This is a genomic window from Streptomyces sp. BK208, assembly GCF_004364245.1.
Classification (GTDB): Bacteria; Actinomycetota; Actinomycetes; order Streptomycetales; family Streptomycetaceae; genus Streptomyces.
Genome location: NZ_SOAV01000011.1, coordinates 291,558 through 309,214 on the forward strand (window position 1 = coordinate 291,558; position 17,657 = coordinate 309,214).

19 protein-coding genes are annotated in these 17,657 nt (G+C 70.1%); 7 read left to right on the plus strand and 12 right to left on the minus strand.

Going from position 1 to position 17,657, the window contains the following annotated elements:
• The first annotated feature begins 457 nt into the window (after positions 1 to 457).
• The 5 genes from EV562_RS26350 to fabI are packed head-to-tail and all read left to right on the plus strand — an operon-like array spanning position 458 to position 4,490.
• On the plus strand, positions 458 to 1,447 hold the full coding sequence (locus EV562_RS26350) for a beta-ketoacyl-ACP synthase III (RefSeq protein WP_347877076.1): 990 nt from the start codon (positions 458 to 460) through the stop codon (positions 1,445 to 1,447).
• A 59-nt stretch (positions 1,448 to 1,506) separates the two neighbouring features.
• Positions 1,507 to 1,767 carry an acyl carrier protein gene (locus EV562_RS26355; protein ID WP_166661998.1) on the plus strand — a complete coding sequence of 87 codons (261 nt, stop codon included), beginning with the start codon at positions 1,507 to 1,509 and terminating at the stop codon, positions 1,765 to 1,767.
• On the plus strand, positions 1,751 to 2,995 hold the full coding sequence (locus EV562_RS26360) for a beta-ketoacyl-[acyl-carrier-protein] synthase family protein (protein WP_208298426.1): 1,245 nt from the start codon (positions 1,751 to 1,753) through the stop codon (positions 2,993 to 2,995). The genes EV562_RS26355 and EV562_RS26360 overlap by 17 nt, the downstream gene beginning before the upstream one ends.
• Positions 2,992 to 3,699 carry a 3-oxoacyl-ACP reductase FabG gene (gene fabG / locus EV562_RS26365; RefSeq protein ID WP_133889345.1) on the plus strand — a complete coding sequence of 236 codons (708 nt, stop codon included), beginning with the start codon at positions 2,992 to 2,994 and terminating at the stop codon, positions 3,697 to 3,699. The genes EV562_RS26360 and fabG overlap by 4 nt, the downstream gene beginning before the upstream one ends.
• A complete protein-coding gene (gene fabI / locus EV562_RS26370; RefSeq protein ID WP_133889346.1) occupies positions 3,696 to 4,490 on the plus strand; it encodes an enoyl-ACP reductase FabI in 795 nt (264 codons plus the stop codon). The genes fabG and fabI overlap by 4 nt, the downstream gene beginning before the upstream one ends.
• Positions 4,491 to 4,846: 356 nt before the next feature.
• On the opposite strand, the gene EV562_RS26375 is transcribed toward fabI, so the two are convergent.
• Entirely contained in the window at positions 4,847 to 5,575 is a 729-nt protein-coding gene (locus tag EV562_RS26375) for a lytic polysaccharide monooxygenase (protein WP_133889347.1), read from the minus strand.
• 218 nt (positions 5,576 to 5,793) lie between these two features.
• Here EV562_RS26375 and EV562_RS26380 point away from each other — a divergent pair, with 218 nt between their 5' ends.
• Positions 5,794 to 7,404 (plus strand): amidase family protein, encoded by a 1,611-nt coding sequence (locus EV562_RS26380; RefSeq protein ID WP_133889348.1) that lies wholly within the window; start codon positions 5,794 to 5,796, stop codon positions 7,402 to 7,404.
• 244 nt (positions 7,405 to 7,648) lie between these two features.
• Here EV562_RS26380 and EV562_RS26385 read toward each other — a convergent pair whose 3' ends face one another.
• From EV562_RS26385 to EV562_RS26435, 11 genes are all read right to left on the minus strand, one after another.
• Positions 7,649 to 8,056 (minus strand): DUF6278 family protein, encoded by a 408-nt coding sequence (locus EV562_RS26385; protein WP_133889349.1) that lies wholly within the window; start codon positions 8,054 to 8,056, stop codon positions 7,649 to 7,651.
• Positions 8,057 to 8,126: 70 nt separating this feature from the next.
• On the minus strand, positions 8,127 to 8,906 hold the full coding sequence (locus EV562_RS26390) for an exodeoxyribonuclease III (RefSeq protein WP_133889350.1): 780 nt from the start codon (positions 8,904 to 8,906) through the stop codon (positions 8,127 to 8,129).
• Between the two features lie 93 nt (positions 8,907 to 8,999).
• A complete protein-coding gene (locus tag EV562_RS26395) occupies positions 9,000 to 9,635 on the minus strand; it encodes an MBL fold metallo-hydrolase (RefSeq protein ID WP_133889351.1) in 636 nt (211 codons plus the stop codon).
• 44 nt (positions 9,636 to 9,679) lie between these two features.
• Positions 9,680 to 11,035, minus strand: a complete 1,356-nt coding sequence (locus tag EV562_RS26400; RefSeq protein WP_133889352.1) for an alpha/beta fold hydrolase — start codon at positions 11,033 to 11,035, stop codon at positions 9,680 to 9,682.
• A gap of 29 nt (positions 11,036 to 11,064) precedes the next feature.
• Positions 11,065 to 11,811 (minus strand): site-specific integrase, encoded by a 747-nt coding sequence (locus EV562_RS26405; RefSeq protein ID WP_243860177.1) that lies wholly within the window; start codon positions 11,809 to 11,811, stop codon positions 11,065 to 11,067.
• Between the two features lies 1 nt (position 11,812).
• Positions 11,813 to 12,181, minus strand: coding sequence for an Arm DNA-binding domain-containing protein (locus EV562_RS35695; RefSeq protein ID WP_243860178.1), 369 nt, complete (start codon positions 12,179 to 12,181; stop codon positions 11,813 to 11,815).
• 98 nt (positions 12,182 to 12,279) lie between these two features.
• Positions 12,280 to 13,545, minus strand: a complete 1,266-nt coding sequence (locus EV562_RS26415; protein WP_243860179.1) for an MFS transporter — start codon at positions 13,543 to 13,545, stop codon at positions 12,280 to 12,282.
• A gap of 41 nt (positions 13,546 to 13,586) precedes the next feature.
• Positions 13,587 to 13,934 carry a cyclophilin-like fold protein gene (locus EV562_RS26420; RefSeq protein ID WP_347877077.1) on the minus strand — a complete coding sequence of 116 codons (348 nt, stop codon included), beginning with the start codon at positions 13,932 to 13,934 and terminating at the stop codon, positions 13,587 to 13,589.
• A 182-nt stretch (positions 13,935 to 14,116) separates the two neighbouring features.
• On the minus strand, positions 14,117 to 14,800 hold the full coding sequence (locus EV562_RS26425; protein ID WP_133889354.1) for an SDR family NAD(P)-dependent oxidoreductase: 684 nt from the start codon (positions 14,798 to 14,800) through the stop codon (positions 14,117 to 14,119).
• Between the two features lie 154 nt (positions 14,801 to 14,954).
• Positions 14,955 to 15,365 (minus strand): cupin domain-containing protein, encoded by a 411-nt coding sequence (locus EV562_RS26430; RefSeq protein ID WP_133889355.1) that lies wholly within the window; start codon positions 15,363 to 15,365, stop codon positions 14,955 to 14,957.
• 26 nt (positions 15,366 to 15,391) lie between these two features.
• Positions 15,392 to 16,408: a zinc-dependent alcohol dehydrogenase family protein gene (locus EV562_RS26435; RefSeq protein ID WP_133889356.1), complete on the minus strand. Its 1,017-nt coding sequence runs from the start codon at positions 16,406 to 16,408 to the stop codon at positions 15,392 to 15,394.
• A gap of 224 nt (positions 16,409 to 16,632) precedes the next feature.
• Here EV562_RS26435 and EV562_RS26440 point away from each other — a divergent pair, with 224 nt between their 5' ends.
• Positions 16,633 to 17,526, plus strand: a complete 894-nt coding sequence (locus tag EV562_RS26440) for a helix-turn-helix transcriptional regulator (RefSeq protein ID WP_133889357.1) — start codon at positions 16,633 to 16,635, stop codon at positions 17,524 to 17,526.
• Positions 17,527 to 17,657: the final 131 nt, after the last annotated feature.

A 17,657-nucleotide genomic window follows, 5' to 3' on the forward strand; every position in this document is an offset into this window, starting at 1 on the left:
AGCAGATATGCGATCCGTTGACCTCGATCCCCCATCATCACTGACAGCACAGCCTTTTGTGGACTGAACCACTTCCCGGGAACTCGGCACATGCGCTCGGTCTTCCTGGCCGGCACAGTGATGTTCGGCCCACAGCCTCAGGAGCGGCCATGATGCTTCCCTCACAAGGGTCTGCCACGGCAGAGGAGGAGAAGCCAGCCCCTGCCCTGTGCTCTCTGCGCCTCGTCGCCCGTCTGGGAACTAGGAGCACAGAATCGATCAGGCAGAGGAACGCCGCAGGCGGCAGGGAACAAGCGCATGACAACCTCCATGCCGCTCGCCTCCTCCTCTCGCCGCACCGACTCTGGCCACGCTCAGCCCATCGGCCTTGGCCCGCCGTACCCACCGCCCGGCTGTTCCTGGGGAACCCGCGCCGTGCCGGGGCCGAAGCCCGGGGAGTCCAGCGATGAGGGCGGCGGTGCTCAGCGGCATCGGATCCTGGCTTCCGCCCCGTATCGTCACCAATGACGAACTGGCACAGCGCCACGACACGTCGGACCACTGGATCCGAACCCGGACCGGCATCGTCGCCCGGCACATCGTCTCCCCCGGCATGCCCACCTCCCACCTTGCGGAACAGGCAGGCGCCCGGGCACTGCAGTCGGCAGGCACCCGAGACATTGACGCCGTGCTCCTTGCCACCACGACACCGGACAGGCTCTGCCCGGCCTCCGCCCCCAAAGTCGCTCACGCCCTGGGCCTCGGAGGCCGGCCGGCCTTCGACCTCGACGCCGTGTGCTCCGGTTTCCTGTATGCGCTCAGCACGGCGGCCTCCATCATCGTCAGCGAGGCGGCCGATCGCGTACTCGTCATCGCGGCAGAGGCGTTCAGCACACTCATCAATCCCAGTGACCGCTCATCCGCGGTCGTGTTCGGCGATGGCGCGGGCGCGGTGGTCCTGCGGGCCGGGACGCCGGACGAGCCAGGCGCGATCGGCCGCTCCGTGCTCGGCAGCGACGGATCTCTGGCTGACCTCATCACCGTGCTCGCGGGGGGCTCAGAACAGCCTCACGCAACCAGCCCGGACGGCCACGACGACAACCGCTACTTCTCCATGCGGGGCAGGGCCGTCTTCCACCACGCGGTGAACCGGATGAGCGAAGCGACGCGCGCTTCGCTCGCCCACACCGGATGGGCCGCGGAGGACGTGGACAGGATCGTCGCCCACCAGGCCAATCTCCGCCTTCTGCACAGCGTCGCGGAACAGCTCAACATCGCGCCGGAGCGCCTGGTGGTCCATCTCGACCGGGTCGGGAACACCGCCGCTGCTTCCATTCCGCTCGCTCTGGAACACGCCAACCGGTCCGGAGCTCTCGTCCCGGGCCACCGGGTCGTGCTCACCGCGTTCGGTGGGGGAGCCACATGGGGGGCCACGACACTGATCTGGCCCTCACTCACATGTGCCTGACACCGCACGAGAACAAACACATCGAAACCCGTCAGCACCAGAGGTTCAATGTCATGAGCATGAGTGAACAGGCCACGCTCGACCTTCTTGCACAGATTCTCGAGCAGAAGTTCGGTGTCCCCCGCGACAAAGTGGCCCTCGGAACGAATCTCGAAGAGATCGGGCTGGACTCCCTCGCCCTCATCGAGGTGAGCCTCACCCTGGGAAAACGCCTGGGACGGCAACTGCCCACCGAGGACATGGACAGCAGTGGCACCGTATCCAAGCTTGTGGAACTGGTCAGGACCGAAATGGAGCGCCCTGATGGCCCGACCACCTGAGCCCGGCACCCCCGTCGCGATCACCGGACTCGGCCTCGTCACCCCGGCGGGTATCGGCGTGGAGAAGAACTGGCATCGCGTTCTCTCCGGTCGCGCCACCGCGCAACACGACCCCGGCCTGTCGGGTCTTCCGGTGGATATCGCCTGCCGCGTACCCGACTTCGACGCGGATGCCCTGCTCGGACGGTCGACGGCCTGGCGCCTGGACCGAGTCACGCAACTCGGCCTGGTCGCGGCCAAAGAGGCGCTCGCAGACGCCCGACTTCGTCCCGAAAGCTGGAACGAAACACGCGTGGCGGTGATTCTCGGCAACGCACTCGGCGGAACCGCTTCCTACGAAGCCGCCCACACGGCCCTGCACAACGAGGGAGCCGCACACGTCTCCCCACTCGTGATGGTGAACTGGCCCGTCAGCATGATTTCGGGGTACCTCGCCATGTACTGCCGGGCGCTGGGACCCAATCTCGTGGTCTCCACCGCCTGCGCCTCGGGAGCAACCGCGATCGGCATCGCACGGCAGATGCTTCGCTCCCGCGTCTGCGACATCGTCATCACCGGCGCAACCGAGGCCCCCCTCAGCCCCACCCCGATGGCCGCGTACCACCAGATGGGTGCCCTCTCCCGCCGCACCGAGACCCCCGAGACCGCGTCCCGTCCCTTCGATGCGGCACGTGACGGCTTCGTCGCCGCGGAGGCAGCAGCCATCCTGATCCTCGAACGGGAGGACGACGCCCACCGCCGGGGAGCCCCAGTGCACGCACTGGTCAGCGGTTTCGGCGCCAGCGCCGACGGACATCACGCCTCCGCTCCGGACCCCACAGGCAAGGGGCCACAGCGAGCGTTGCAAGCCGCACTTGAAGACGCCGGCCTCGCCGCACGGGACATCGACCACGTCAACGCTCACGGCACCTCGACCGAGAAGAACGACATCATGGAAGCTGAGCTGATCGGCCGGGTCCTCGACAACCGCCCCTCGGTCACATCCACCAAGGGCGTCACCGGCCACGCCCTGGGAGCCGCCGGTGCCATCGAGGCGGCGTATACAGCGCTGACCATCGAGCACGGCCTTGTACCACCCACCGCAAACCTGGAGCAACTCGACCCGGCCATCTCGCTGGACATCGTTGCCGGAACCGCGCGCATGCAAGACGTCACCGCTGCCGCCTGTCATTCCTTCGGCTTCGGAGGGCAGAACGCCGTACTGATCCTGCGAGCGGCGACATCATGACCGGCCGCTCCGTCTTCGTCACGGGAGCCAGCCGCGGCATCGGTCTCAGCATTGCCCAGTCCTTCGCCGACCAAGGCGACCGCGTCGCCTGCGGGTTCCGCTCAGGATCACCACCGCAAGGGTTTCTCGGGGTGCGGTGCGACGTCACCGACGCAGAATCCGTCGACGCCGCGTTCGAGAGGATCGAAAGGGAGCAAGGTCCGGTTCAGGTCATGGTCGCCAACGCGGGCGTCATGCGGGACCGACTCGCCCTGCAGATGACCGAGGACGACTTCACCGACCTCCTCGACACCAACCTCACCGGAGCCTTCCGCACGGCCAGGCGAGCCATCCCCGGAATGCTGGAGAACAGAGGAGGGCGGCTCATCTTCATCTCCTCCTTCTCCGGAATGATGGGCTCTCCCGGACAGGCGAACTACGCCGCGTCCAAGACAGGACTGGTGGGGCTCGCTCGCTCACTCGCCCGCGAACTCGGCACCCGGGGCATAACGGTCAACGTTGTCGCCCCTGGCTTTATCGACACTGCCATGACAGAAAGCGTCACTCCCGCACGCCGATCGGAACTCATCGCGCTGACGGCCCTGGGGCGGCCCGGAACACCCCAGGAGGTGGCGAGCGCAGTCCGGTTCCTCGCCAGCGAGGATGCGTCCTACATCTCCGGAGCCCTCGTCCCGGTCAGCGGCGGCCTCGGGATGGGCGTATGACAGACCTTGCGACGCCCGGGAGCGCCGGTTTGCTCAACGGCAAAAGACTGCTGATCACGGGGGTGCTCTCGGACATGTCGATCGCATTCCAGGTTGCGAGGATCGCTCAGGAGCAAGGGGCGGAGATCGTACTGACGTCCTTCGGCCGGGCGCTGCCGATCACGGAGGAAATGACCCGGCTTCTGCCGGCTCCCGCACCCGTCATTCGCCTTGACGTGACCCGGCCCGAAGACCTCGAGCGGCTCCCCCTGGAAGTGACCCGGCACCTCGGTGCCCTCGACGGCATCATGCACTCCATCGCCTACGCCCCACCGGGGGCTCTCGGAGGACGGTTCCTGGACACTCCATGGCAGGACGCCGCCACAGCACTCCACGTCTCTGCCTTCTCGCTCCAGGCCCTCACCGCCTCCTGCGCCGACGTGCTCGAAGACGGAGCATCCGTCGTGGGGCTCGACTTCGATGCCTCACTGGCCTGGCCCGGATACGACTGGATGGGCGTTTCCAAGGCCGCGCTTGAGGCAGTTGCTCGCTACCTGGCGCTCTACCTGGCCGAACGTCATATCCGAGTGAACCTCGTCGCAGCCGGCATGATCCGCACGGTCGCCGCCCGCGCAATCCCCAACACGGACCATCTGGAGACCATCTGGAGAAACCGCCCGCCCCTCAGCTGGGATGTCAGCGACCCAACGCCTCCGGCACGCGCCTGCATACTCCTCCTGTCCGACTGGCTCTCCGCAACCACAGGTGAGATACTCCACGTCGACGGAGGGCTCCACGCAGTGATGACCTGACGAGAGCCACTCCGACATGGCCGTGCCCCGAGTGCGTCACTCGGTGGTGAGTCGCGGTGCGCCGACCGGAGGCGACTCTGTGGCAAGCAGGATGAGTTCGGTCGGGCCCCGATACCGGTCGCATCCTCGGCCCTGTTTTCGCCGACGGCGCCCGCGCGAGCCCTGGAGTCGCACGTCGGGCAGCGAGTCCTGATCAGCGGCCGGTTCCGTCCGGCTCACGGCCGGTTGCACACCGGCCGCTCGGCCTCGCCATCGAGAGGGTTCGCCCGGGACCGGCTCGGTCCCGCACCGTCGAGGGCCGGTGTGCGCCCACTCGTGGCGCACACCGGCCGGTCGTGCCGGGATCGTGCGACGGTTCAGCAGGCGCCGAGGTCCTCCCAGACGCCCCATTGACCGGTGGTGCCGGGTTCCTCGCCCGTCACCCACCACTTGGCACGCCAGGTGTGTCCGGCATGGGACACGGTCTCCCCGCCGTTGTAGACGGTCCCGGCGCTCCAGGCACCCGCGGCGCAGTCGTCCGGCTGATCGCCGCCACCACCGTCATCGCCACCACCACCGTCACCACCATCGCCGCCGATGCTGACGTCGATACAGGCGTAGAAGGCGTTGGCGGTGTCCGCGATGTTCCAGACCGCGAGCACCTTCTGCCGCCCGGTGAACCCGCTGAAGTCCAGCCGGTGGCTGACCGAGGCGGGCGGCAGGGCCCCGCGGCCGTCGAACTGGGCGATCTTCCGGTCGCCGATGAAGTACTGCCAGTTGCTGGTGGCGTGCCGCGCCTCGATGGTCCAGGTGAAGGTGTGGGTGGTGCCGATCGGCGTGACCCGCCAGCCCTTGGCGTCGTCGTCCAGGTCGGCCCACCGGGCGTCCCCGCCACTGCAGTTGCGCAGCCCCTTGGGGCCTTCCACGCTGGCCGGTTCCCACTTGATCTGACCGCACTGCACCACGCGGTTGGCGCACTGATCCTGCCTGCTGCCCGGCGAGACCACCCAGCCGTGGGCGGCGGCCGTGGGTGCCGGCAGGCTCAGGGCCACCACCGGGGCGACCAGCGCCCCTACGGCGGCCGCCACTCGTCTTTTCATGCGCATGACATCACGTTTCCCTTCGGTGCACGTCGAACCAGCCTGCCCCGGCTTGCGTACGACGTTGCCGACGAGGCAACACCTGCCCGCTGAGGTCCATACCTGAGCGCGCAGGTCTAGACCTTAGCGGAGGAGCGGGACCCGTCAAGGGGGTGGAATGCGCCCAACTCCCCTGCGACGGGCGCCCCTTGTGCAGCAAGGTCCCGTGTAGTGGGCTGTCCGTCATGAAGAAGAGAAGACTGGCGACCCTGACCGCGATCCTGGTCCTGGTCCCCCTCGTTGCCGCCGCGCCCGGCCGACCGGCCCGGACCGCCGGCTCCGGGCCCGGTGACGCGGCGCGATCCGCCGAGTCGACGCTGGTCCGCGGGGTGAACCTCGACACGGTGACCATTCCCGAACTGCAGGCCCGCATGAAGCGCGGGTCCCTGTCCTCGTTCGGGCTGACCCTCGCCTATCTGCGGCGGATCAAGGCCGTCGACCCGAGGATCAACGCGGTGCTGCGCACCAGCCCCACGGCCCTGCGCCAGGCGGCCGCCAGCGACCTCAGGCATCGCCTCGGTCGGGCCCGCGGGCCACTGGACGGCATCCCCGTCCTGCTCAAGGACAATGTGAACACCCGCGACATGCCGACGACCGCCGGGTCGCTGGCACTCGCAGGAAGGCCGCCGGCCACCGATGCCGACCTGGTCGAGAAGCTGCGGGCGGCCGGCGCGGTGATCCTCGGCAAGGCCAACCTGTCCGAATGGGCCAACTTCCGTTCCGCGAAGCCGACCTCGGGATGGTCGGCGGTCGGGGGCCAGACGAACAACCCCTACGTCCTGGACCGCAACCCCTGCGGGTCGTCCTCCGGTTCGGCCGCGGCGCTCGCCGCGTCGCTGGCGCAGGTGGCGATCGGCACCGAGACGGACGGCTCCATCGTGTGCCCCGCCGGGATGAACGGCGTGGTCGGCCTCAAGCCCAGTCTCGGGGTGGTGAGTCAGTCGGGCGTCGTACCGATCTCCGCGCAGCAGGACACGGCCGGCCCCATGGCGCGCAACGTGACCGACACCGCGCTCACCCTCTCCGTGCTCAGCGGCCGTGACACCGTGCGCGCCGACGGTTCGCCGAGCCTCACGGACGCGGCGGGGCGCCCCGGCACCTTGCGCGGCAAACGGATCGGCCTGTGGCGGCTGCCGTCGCTGGGGGCCGACGTGGACGCCCTCATGACCCGTACCGCCGAGCGGCTGAGCGCCGCGGGGGCCGAGGTCGTCGAGGTGGACATGCCGTACCAGGAGCGACTGGCCGAGCTGGAGTTCCCGGCGCTGCTGAGCGAGTTCCACCGGGACATCGACGCCTACCTGGCCACCCGCGGCGGGCCGCGGGACCTGGCCGAGCTGATCGAGTTCAACCGCACCCACCCGCGGGAACGGACCTGTTTCGCCGGTCAGGAGCTGTTCGAGCAGGCGCTGACCGCACCGTCCACGACCGACCCCGAGTACCGGGCGATGCGCGCGGAGCTGACGGACCTGTCCCGGCGGTCCATCGACGAGGTGATGGCCGCGCACGACCTGGACGCCATCGCCTCCCCGGCGAACCCGCCCGCGTGGACCACCGACTGCGCGCGGGGCGACAACGACGTGATCCCGTCCTCCACCCCTGCCGCCGTCGCCGGATACCCCTCACTGTCCGTGCCCGCCGGGTTCGTCGGTGAACTCCCGGTCGGGCTGCTCCTCATGGCCGGGGACCGGCATGACGCCGAACTGCTGTCCCTGGGTGCGGCGGTGGAGCACCGGCTGGACGCCTGGCGGGCGCCCAGGTATCTGCCCTCGACGTCGTCGTCCGGCACTTCGCGCTGAGCCGACCGGCGAGCGTCACGTCGTCGGGCAGTGCCTCGACGAGATCGCTCGCCGGTGTGCAGCTGACCTTCTCCTCGCCCGCGAGCAGTGATCTCCGGCTGCATCCTGCGTAGGTCCCCCGTGCGTTCGCTGTGCGCTCCGACCACGGCAACGTATAGGGACAAACAGCATGGATGCGACCGACACGCACCTTTCGGGCATTACCCCTATTTAAGGCGGACGGTCTCGGGAGAGGAGAAGCGGCTCACGTTTCGGCGACCTCGCCGTACAGCTGCGAGAGTTCGGGCACGCCGTCCTCCGCCCACGCGTGGCCGTTGGCCACCACGTCGAACTCCCGGCCGGAGGCGAGCCGGACGACCGGCTGTCCGTCGGCCCGGATGGTCCAGACGGCGCCTGGCACGGTGCGCACGATCACGGTGCCGAGGTACAGACCCGCGTCGTTGCCCAGCCAGGTCAGGATCTCCTCGTCGCTGCGCCAGCGTGGCAGAACCTGGTCCAGCTGCTCCAGCGAGAGCGCCGAGTCGTCGAGTCGGACCCCCTCCCGCAGCGCCTGGGAGCGCAGCAGGTCACAGTCGGCGAGCAGTTCGCCGATGCCCTCCGCGTCGTGCGCCCGGGGATCTTCGCGCCGCCTGCCCAGGAAGGGGAAGTTCATACGTCCAGACTGTCATTCGTACCGCCATGTGCACCACAGGGCGCGCGGGGTGTGCGGGCGGCGCGAACGGCTACAGGTCCAGGTCCACCACGACCGGTGCGTGGTCCGAGGCGCCCTTGCCCTTGCGCTCCTCCCGGTCGACGTAGGAGTCGGTGACCGCCTTGGCGAAGGGCTCGTTGCCGTACACCAGGTCGATGCGCATGCCGCGGTTCTTGGGGAAGCAGAGCTGGCGGTAGTCCCAGTACGTGTAGGGGCGGTCGTACTTCAGCGGACGCGGGACCACGTCGGACAGGCCGGCGCCGCGCAGGGAGGCGAGGGCGGCGCGCTCGGCGGGGGTGACGTGGGTGGCGCCCTCGAAGGCGGCGCGGTCGTAGACGTCCTCGTCCGTCGGCGCGACGTTGTAGTCACCCATCACGGCGAAGGGGCGCTCGCCGGCCGCGTCGCTCTCCACGGCGGCGCGCAGCGCCTCGAACCACTGGAGCTTGTAGGCGTAGTGCGGGTGCTCCACCTCGCGGCCGTTGGGCACGTACACCGACCAGACGCGGGCGGGTCCGCAGGTGGCGGAGATGGCGCGGGGCTCCTGGACACCGTCGTAGCCGGGGTCGCCCGGCAGGCCCTTGACCACGTCCGCGAGGCCCACGCGGGAGAGCACCGCCACCCCGTTCCACCGGCCGGTGGCGTGGACGGCCGCCTCGTACCCCGCCTCGCGCAGCTCGTCGAAGGGGAACTGCGCCTCGGCGACCTTGGCCTCCTGGAGGCACAGCACGTCGGTGCCGCTGCTCTCCAGCCAGGCGAGCAGCCTCGGCAGGCGGGCGGTGATCGAGTTCACGTTCCAGGTCGCGATGCGCATGCCCCACAACCTACCCGGCGGGACTGACAACGCGGTCCCGCCGGGTCCGGCCCCGGACCTGGCCCCGTGCCCGGCCCGGACCCGGGTCGGACGTCACACCCGGGCGGAGTCGCCCGGCGTCAGCCGCAGGTGCTCGCTGCCGCCCAGCTCGCCGATCTGGCGGTCGTAGATCGGGCGGGCGAGGTCGGTGAGCAGCGCGTCGTGGATGTCGTAGGCCCGCCGCGGCCGCACCTCACGGACGTACTCGATGACCTCGGCGATCTTGTTCCAGGGGGCCATGACCGGGAGCATCAGCGTGTCGACCGGCTGGTCGGGCACGGTGAGGGCGTCGCCGGGGTGGAAGACCTTGCCGCCGTCCACGAGGAAGCCGACGTTGGTGATGCGCGGGATGTCCGGATGGATCACCGCGTGCAGCTCCCCGTGGACCTGTACGTCGAAGCCGGCGGCGGTGAAGGTGTCGCCGTGGCCGACGGTGTGGACACGGCCCGGGAACGCCGCCGAGATCCGCTCCGCGACGGACCGCAGCGTCCAGATCCGGGCCGCCGGGTTGTCCTCCATGGCGGCGCGCAGCCGCGGCTCGTCGAAGTGGTCCGGGTGCTCGTGGGTGACGAGGATCGCGTCCGCGCCGAGGGCGGCGTCCTCCTCGCTGAACCCGCCGGGGTCCAGGACGAGCGTCCGCCCGTCCTTTTCGAGGCGGACGCAGGAGTGTGACTTCTTGGTGAGCTTCATGACTCCCATCCTGCCGCCGGGCGCCCGCCACCGGCCCGCGCGGCTCACTCCGGCGGTGTGGTCTCCTCGCGGATGACCTGCTGGGCCACCCGGAAGGCACCGCTCGCGGCGGGCACGCCGCAGTAGACGGCCGCCTGGAGCAGCACCTCCTTGATCTCGCCCGGGGTGAGGCCGTTGCGCAGGGCGGCGCGGAGGTGGGGCGCGAGCTCCTCCAGGTGGCCGCCGGCGACGAGGGCGGTGAGGGTGACACAGCTGCGGGAGCGCCGGTCCAGGCCCGGCCGGTTCCAGACCTCGCCCCACGCGTAGCGCGTGAGCAGCTCCTGGAAGTCTCCGGAGAACTCGTCCGCCTGCGCGAGCGCCTGGTCGACGTGTCCGTCGCCCAGGACTTCACGGCGCACCTTCAGCCCGGCGTCGTACGGGTCGGGCCTCCCCCGGTCCTGCGGCGGCACGACGGGGGCCGCGGCGATCTCGGCGATCGGCGCGGCCTGCGGTGGAGCCGGTACCGGCTGGACGGGCCCGGCCGGGACGCCCGGGACGCCCGGGGCCGGAACCGGGTGCGGGGCGGGACGGAGCTGGGCCGGGACGGGGATCTGCCCGGTGGAGGCGGCGTCGTGGACGGCCTGCCAGGCGGTGGTGAAGTGCCGCACCAGCAGGTCGGTGACGGCCGCGGGCTGCTCCACCGGGACCAGATGGGAGGCGCCCGGGACGACGGCGAGGCGGGCGTCGGGGATGCCGGCGACCAGGGTGCGGGCCTCGGCGGGGCCGGTGACCTGGTCGTCGGAGCCGACGAGGACCAGCGTCGGCACGCCGACCCGGCCGAGCTCGCCCCGTACGTCGAACGCGGCGAGCGCCTCGCAGGCGGAGATGTAGCAGCCCGGGTCGGTGGTCCGCACCATCTGCACCGCCCACTCGGTGATCGCGGGCTGGGCTGCCGCGTACCCGCCGGTGAACCAGCGCTCGGGGGAACTGCGGGCGATGGGGTCGAGCCCGTTGGTGCGCACGATCACGCCGCGCTGGCGGAACTCGTCGGCTGTGCCGAAGCGGGGCGAGGCGGCGATCAGCGCGAGGGAGGCGAGACGCTCGGGGTGGCGCAGCGCCAGCTCGATGCCGACCGCGCCGCCGAACGCGCAGCCCGCGTAGCCGAAGCGCTGCACGCCGAGTCCGTCGAGGGTGGCCAGCAGACGTGTGGTGAGTTCGGCCACGGACCCCGCCGGGTGGGCCGGGGCGCCGCCGTGTCCGGGCAGGTCGAAACGGAAGACCCGCCACTGCTGGGCCAGTTCCGGCACCTGCCGGTCCCACATGTGCCATGTAGTACCGAGAGACGGGCCCAAGATCAGGACTGGTAGGTGTTCTGGCCCGTCAAAGCGGTATTGCAGCGTCTCGGTCTTGCCTTCTGTCACGGGTTCACACCTTCATCTGTCACGATCTGTCACACGCCCCCTGCGAGACCTCCCCATGCCTCCGCCGCCGGAAGCAGGTCCGCCACGTCCGGCTTCACGTACCACTTCTTCGTCGTCTTCACGTTCGTGCGTCCGGCCCACCTGGCGAGCAGGTGGTCCGGCACCCCGTTGTTGGCGAAGTACGTGAGGCGAGACGCCCGAGCATCGTACAGACGGACCCTGCGAAGGCCGTTTGCGTCCATTATTTTGTAGGCCCGCGTTCGGAGCTGCCGACCGTTCAGCGCGCCTCCAAGTTCATCCACGAGCACATGCCCGCCGCCCTCGTACCCCTCGCCCGCCGCCAGGCGTTCCACTGCTTGCGTGGCGCGGAACGTCTTCAGCGCCTCCCGTACGAGGCTCGGAATCGGCAACACACGCTCCCCCGCCATGCTCTTCGTGTCCTTCTCCACCACCGTGCGGTTGCCCATCATGGTCCGGGTGTTGGCGATGCTGAGCGTGGCCGCGTCCAGGTCGATGTCCGACCACCGCAGGCCGCAGACCTCCGCCGGACGGAGCCCCATCACGGACAGCAGCAGTGGCGCGAACAGGCGGTCACTCTTCATCGCAGCGACGAAGGCACCCACCTCCGAGGCGTTCCACGGCTGGACAACCTCCTCAGTCTTCCGCTCCGCCTTCCGGGCCTTCAGCGGAATGTGCACCTCGCGGGCTACGTTGACGGTCACCAGACCGCGCGTGACAGCGCGGTTCAAGGCGTTTTTCAGTCTGGCCAGGCTCATGTCAACGGAGGTGACCCCGAGACCCGTCCCCGCCTCCCGCCCCGCATACGGCCCCCTGGAGCGCCCACTGCATCCACGCCATCACATGGTCCTCCGTGAGTTCCTGCAGCCGGACGTTCCCGAGCTTCCCGCGTACACGATGCAGCGTCACCCGGTAGTTGTAGACCGTGGTCGGCTCCAGGTCTTCGGCCTTCATCACGAGCCACTGATCCAGCCACTCGTTCACGGTGACCTTGTTGGGCGGGACGAACGTCCCTTCATGCCGCTTGCTGGTGATGCGGGCGTACTCCGCCTTCGCTTCCCTCAGCGTGTTGAAGGTACGCCGGAGTTGCTTCCGCTTCCCCGTCTCAGGATCGGTGCCAGCGTCCACTACCGGACGAGGCGCCGGTGACGAAGGCGACCTGGCCGGTGAAGTCGTACGTGGGGTTCATGATGTTGGCTCCCAACAAAGGTGTACGGACGTGGAGTTCAGCGTGCGGACGTCGCGGTGGCGTCCGCCGCTCGCGGCTCGGCGGCGTCGGTGGTGTCGGTGGTGTGGTGGGCAACGATCCGGGACGGGCCGGTGGTGCCGCGCAGTGCGAGGGCGATCAGGGGCAGCAGGGTGAGCGCGGCGAAGACCGCGCCGACCAGCGCCGGGCCGGTCAGGCCGAGCGAGGAGTCCAGGGCCCGGCCCGCGACGAGGGAACCGGCGGCGATGCCGGTGTTGTAGCCGGAGGTGGACAGCGCCGAGGTGAGGGTGGGGGCGTCGCCTGCGAAGCGGACGGCGAGGGAGGTGACGACCGGGTTGACGGTGAACCCGGCCAGTGCCATGCCGAACACCAGGATCACAGCAGCCACCGGGCTGTTCGAGGCGGGGATCAGGGCCAGCAGGATGAGGGAGGTGGCCGCCGATGCGGTGATCGTGGTGACCATCGGGCGGTGGTCACCGAGCCGGCCGCCGATGGCGGTGCCGCCCAGCGCCCCGATGCCGAAGGCGATCAGTACCAGGGGTACGGCGCCGGCCGGGATGCCCGCCCGGTCGGTCAGCAGCGGGGTGATGTAGGTGTACGTCGCCAGGACTCCGCCCATGATCAGCACGGCCGCGCCGAGCGCCAGCCACAGCCGCCCCTGCTTGAGGGCACGGACCTCGGCCCGCACCGACACCGCGACCCGCTGCTCGGTGCGGGGGACGAACCGGCCGACGAATGTGGCGGCCAGTGTGGCGAGGACGGCCAGCGCCCAGAACGGGCCGCGCCAGCCGGTGTACTGGCCGACGAACGAGCCGATCGGGACGCCGACGACGTTGGCCAGCGTGAGGCCGCCCATCATGACGCCGACCGCCCGTGTGGCGCTCGCAGGCCCGGCGGCTGTGGTGGCGATGACGAAGCCGACCGCCCAAAACGCTCCGGTGGCCAGGGCGGTCACCACTCGGGCGATCAGGACGACAGTGAAGGAGGTGCCGAGCGCGGCCACCGCGTGCCCGAGGGCGAAGACAGCGAGGGCTCCGATGAGGGTATGGCGCTGAGGCAGGCGCAGGGTGGCCATGGCCATCGTGGGCCCGCCGACGATCATGCCGACGGCGAACGCGGTGATCAACAGGCCGGCGTGCGACACGCTCACGTTCAGGTCGGCGGCCATCTCGGGCAGCAGTCCGGCGATGACGAACTCGGTGGTGCCCATCAGGAACGTGCCGGCGGCGAGCACCCAGACGACGAAGGGCAGCTTGCCGGGGGCGGACCCGGTGGCGGAGGACATGCGAAAACTTCTTCCCGTACGAGGAGGTGGGGTGGGCGAGGTCAGGAGGCGGCCTTGATGGTGATCCGGTCGGCCCCGGACAACTGGTCGGCGTCGGCGTCGATGTGGCCGAGGATCAGCAGGTCGGACGAGGCGGAGGGGCCGTCCTTGTAGAAGATGGCGAGGTTGCCCCACGGCGCGAAGTAGGCGATGTCTCCGACCTTTGCCGCGGCCGGTTCGGGGGCACCTTCGGTGGTCAGCTTCCTGGGCGGATCGGCGATCCGCTCGGTGTCGTGGAAGTCCTCCAGGTCCAGGGTGAGCGGGAGCAGGGAGGCCAGATCACGGGCAGCGGGGCTGTCGTTCAACGTCGCGTCGACGGGCCGGCCGTCGATGGTGACGTGGATGTCCATCGGAGTTCTCCTGTCTGATCCGGACGTGCTTGCTGACACCGAGGTCTGTGGCTGCCCGGACGCCGACGAAGGGGAGTCGGTGGCCGGTGTCTGCTCGGGTGAGGTGTCGGAGCAGGCGCAGGCGGCCAGCAGCAGTAGACCGGTGGTGGCGGTGGCAGTCAGAGCCCGGCGAACGGGGAAGGTCATGGGGTGCCGTCCTGCGGCTCGGGCATGGGCTCGGCGTAGTGGCGAAAACCCTTGCGGCCGGTGTGCAGGCTGTACAGCAGCTCGGCCAGCACCTCGGGGCTGGAGTGCTCGGAGTCGGGGCTGATCGCCCCGGGCACGATGAGCTGAGTGGCGTGGATGTTCTCGTCGGCGAGCGCGGTGTGGAGCATCGCCGCATACGCGCTTTCGGCGGCGAACGCGATCGAGGTACCGGCCACGCCGGCCTTCGGGCGTACCGCGCTGCCGCCGTTGACGAACAGCAGTGTGCCCCGCCCGAGCTCACGCATTCCGGGCAGAACCGTGTTCACACAGGTGACCGGGGCCTTCACGGAGAACGCCAGGGGATCGTCCAGGTCGGTTGCGGTGGTGTCCAGGACTGGCTTCATGAAGTCGCCACGGGGCACCGGGCTGAACTGGAGGATCTCGATGGGCCCCAGCATGTCCGCGGCCTCTTGCAGGGCTGCGGTGAGGGAGGCGGGGTCGAGGACATCGGCGGTGAAGCCGCGGGCGTTGATGTGTTCCCTCACCAGTTCGGCGGCCATGTTGTGCTGGTGCCGGGCGCTGCGCGAGAGGAGGGCGACGCTGTGGCCCGCATTCCCGAAGCGGCGGGCGGCGGCGAGACCAAGGCCGGGGCCGGCGCCGACGACAGCGAAGGTGGTCACGGTGTTCTCCTCAGCGAAATGGGGGGCGGGCCGCATTGGCCCCGGGGAAAGGCGGGTGTGGATCACGGCAAGGGCAAGGGCAGGGGCAGGGGCAGCGGGGCCATCCTCCACAAGCGTGCGGCCCCCGGCGAACCTGAGCCAGGGAGCCCTGGGTTTAGCTGATGGCCGGGGCTTGGGCGTACTCCTCGTCGGTGACGGGGGTCAGCCAGTGCACGACGTCGTGGGTGTCGTCGCCTTCGTTGATGGCCAGGTGGACCATCAGCCGGTTCGGAGCAGCACCGTGCCAGTGCTCTTCTTCGGCCTCGAACAGGACGCGGTCGCCGGGCCGGATGACCTCGATCGGTCCGCCGCGGCGCTGGCACAGGCCGACGCCTTCGGTGACGAAGACGGTCTGGCCCAGCGGGTGGCGGTGCCAGTGGGTGCGGGCACCGGGCATGAAGTGCACCAGCGACGCGGTGACCCGGGACGGTGAGGGGGCCGCGGCCACGGCGTCAATGTAGACGTCGCCGGTGAACCAGTCCGCTGGACCCTTGACGGTGTCGATCGAGCTGCGGGTGATGTGCATGGCTGTTCCTTGTCCAAGAGAAGAGGTCAGGGCTTGAGGAGGGTCTTGATCGCGCGGCGCTCGTCCATGGCCTTGTAGCCCTCGGCGACCTGGTCCAGAGGCAGGGTGAGGTCGAAGACATTGCCCGGGTCGATGCGCCCCGACAGGACGCGGTCGATCAGGTCGGTCAGGTAGCGGCGTACCGGGGCGGGGCCGCCGCGCAGGCCGACGTGGGAGAAGAACAGTTCCTGGCCGTCGACGGTGACCTCGTGCGGGACGCCGACGAAACCGACGTTGCCGCCGGGGCGGGCGGAGTGGAGGGCCTGCTGCATGGCCTGGGCGGTGCCGACGCACTCCAGCACGGAGTCCGCGCCGATCCCGCCGGTCATCTCCTTGACCCGGGCGACGCCTTCCTCGCCACGCTCGGTGACGATGTCGGTCGCGCCGAACTCCTGGGCGAGCTTCTGCCGGGACTCGTGGCGGGACATGGCGATGATCCGCTCCGCGCCCAGTTCTTTCGCGGCGATCACCGCGCACAGGCCGACCGCGCCGTCACCGACGACGACGGCGGTGGAGCCGGGCTTGACCTCGGCCGCGTCGGCGGCCCACCAGCCGGTGCCCATCACGTCCGAGACGGCCAGCAGACCGGGCCAGAACTTCTCGTCCGGCACGCCGTCGGTGGCCACCAGGGTGCCCTGGGCGTTGGGGATGCGTACGTAGTCGGCCTGGCAGGTGGTCATGAACTCGCGGTTCAGGCAGCTGGACTGGAACCCATTGCGGCAGTTCGCGCAGGTGTTGTCCGAGGTGGCGAACGAGCCGACGACGAACTGGCCGGGCTTGACCGAGGTGACCTCGGATCCGACCTCCTCGACGAAGCCGACGTACTCGTGGCCCATCGGGTGCGCCTGGTCGGTGGGCTCCGCGCCGCGGTAGGGCCACAGGTCCGAGCCGCACACGCAGGTCACGGCGGTACGGATGATCGCGTCGGTCGGCTTGAGGATCTTCGGATCCTGAAGGGTCTCGAAGCGGATGTCGCCGGGGGCGTGGATCACTGCGCTGCGCATGAGAGAGCTTCCTTCGCGTTACCGGGTACAGAGGGCGAGGTCCGGAGCACGGAGGGCGATGCCGCCCGCGCTCTGGGGGCGGAGCCCCCGTCCGGCCCGGGGGAGGCCGGAAGGAGCACCACGCTGTCCAGGAAACTCCCTCTTCCCGCGCGGAGCGAGTCACTGACAAGAGGTGTACTGGCAGTGCATCCCTTCGGCCCTGTGCGCGACGTACCGTCGAAGACATGGACAACCGTGAGGAGGTCCGCGAGTTCCTCACCTCGCGGCGAGCGAAGATCACCCCCGACCAGGTCGGACTGCCCGCGGGCACCCGGCGACGGGTGCCGGGCCTGCGTCGCAGTGAGGTCGCGGCCCTGGCCGACATGAGCGTGGAGTACTACTCCAAACTGGAGCGCGGTGACATCGCCGGGGTCTCGCCGTCCGTTCTGGAAGCCCTCGTCCGCGCCCTGCGGCTGGATGACGCCGAGCGCACTCACCTGGTGAACCTGGCCCAGGCCGCCGACGGCTCCGACACGCTCACCCGTCCGCGTCGCCGGCGTACCAAGGAGCAGTGGAAGCCGCACCGCAGCCTGCAATGGGTGCTGGACGCGGTCACCGCCGGGCCAGCGTTCGTCCGCGACGGCCGCATGGACATCCTCGCCGACAACCCGCTCTTCCGCGCCTTCTACAGCGACCTCTACGCCACCCCGGGGAACCAGGAGAACCTGGCCCGCTTCACTTTCCTGGACCCGGCCGCCCGCCGCTTCTACCCGGACTGGGAGTCCTTCGCCGACATCACCGTCGCCATTGTGCGGACCGAGGCCGGCCGTAACCCGCACGACAAGGACCTTCACGACCTGGTCGGGGAGCTGTCCACCCGCAGCGACGCCTTCCGCACCCGGTGGGGCGCGCACAACGTCCGCCACCACAGCACCGGCACCAAGCACTTCCACCACCACGCCGTCGGCCATCTGTCCCTGGCCTTCGAGGGCCTGGAGATGGCTGCCGCCCCCGGCCTCACCCTTACCATCTACACCGCCGAACCCGGCTCCCCCTCCGAAGAAGGACTGCGCCTTCTCGCCTCCTGGGCCGCCACCCAGGAAACCGCGCCGGACACCGAACGCTCGGCCGCCGGCTGACAGCCCCCAGTGCGGCGGGGGGGGGGGGGCGCCCCCCCCCCGGGGCCCCCCCCCCCCCGGGGGGGGTGGGGGGGGGGGGGGGGGGGGGGGGGGGGGGGGGGGGGGGGGGGGCGCGGGGGGGGCGGGGGGGG

Excerpts from the sequence above, each read along its gene's own strand:
- EV562_RS26440 (WP_133889357.1), top strand. The coding sequence starts at position 16,633 with ATGGACAACCGTGAGGAGGTCCGCGAGTTCCTCACCTCGCGGCGAGCG.
- EV562_RS26355 (WP_166661998.1), top strand. The coding sequence starts at position 1,507 with ATGAGTGAACAGGCCACGCTCGACCTTCTTGCACAGATTCTCGAGCAG.
- fabI (WP_133889346.1), top strand. The coding sequence starts at position 3,696 with ATGACAGACCTTGCGACGCCCGGGAGCGCCGGTTTGCTCAACGGCAAA.
- EV562_RS26395 (WP_133889351.1), bottom strand. The coding sequence starts at position 9,635 with ATGAAGCTCACCAAGAAGTCACACTCCTGCGTCCGCCTCGAAAAGGAC.
- EV562_RS26360 (WP_208298426.1), top strand. The coding sequence starts at position 1,751 with ATGGCCCGACCACCTGAGCCCGGCACCCCCGTCGCGATCACCGGACTC.
- EV562_RS26390 (WP_133889350.1), bottom strand. The coding sequence starts at position 8,906 with ATGCGCATCGCGACCTGGAACGTGAACTCGATCACCGCCCGCCTGCCG.
- EV562_RS26415 (WP_243860179.1), bottom strand. The coding sequence starts at position 13,545 with ATGTCCTCCGCCACCGGGTCCGCCCCCGGCAAGCTGCCCTTCGTCGTC.
- fabG (WP_133889345.1), top strand. The coding sequence starts at position 2,992 with ATGACCGGCCGCTCCGTCTTCGTCACGGGAGCCAGCCGCGGCATCGGT.
- EV562_RS26430 (WP_133889355.1), bottom strand. The coding sequence starts at position 15,365 with ATGCACATCACCCGCAGCTCGATCGACACCGTCAAGGGTCCAGCGGAC.
- EV562_RS26420 (WP_347877077.1), bottom strand. The coding sequence starts at position 13,934 with ATGGACATCCACGTCACCATCGACGGCCGGCCCGTCGACGCGACGTTG.
- EV562_RS26405 (WP_243860177.1), bottom strand. The coding sequence starts at position 11,811 with ATGAGCCTGGCCAGACTGAAAAACGCCTTGAACCGCGCTGTCACGCGC.
- EV562_RS26385 (WP_133889349.1), bottom strand. The coding sequence starts at position 8,056 with ATGAACTTCCCCTTCCTGGGCAGGCGGCGCGAAGATCCCCGGGCGCAC.
- EV562_RS26435 (WP_133889356.1), bottom strand. The coding sequence starts at position 16,408 with ATGCGCAGCGCAGTGATCCACGCCCCCGGCGACATCCGCTTCGAGACC.
- EV562_RS26380 (WP_133889348.1), top strand. The coding sequence starts at position 5,794 with ATGAAGAAGAGAAGACTGGCGACCCTGACCGCGATCCTGGTCCTGGTC.
- EV562_RS26375 (WP_133889347.1), bottom strand. The coding sequence starts at position 5,575 with ATGCGCATGAAAAGACGAGTGGCGGCCGCCGTAGGGGCGCTGGTCGCC.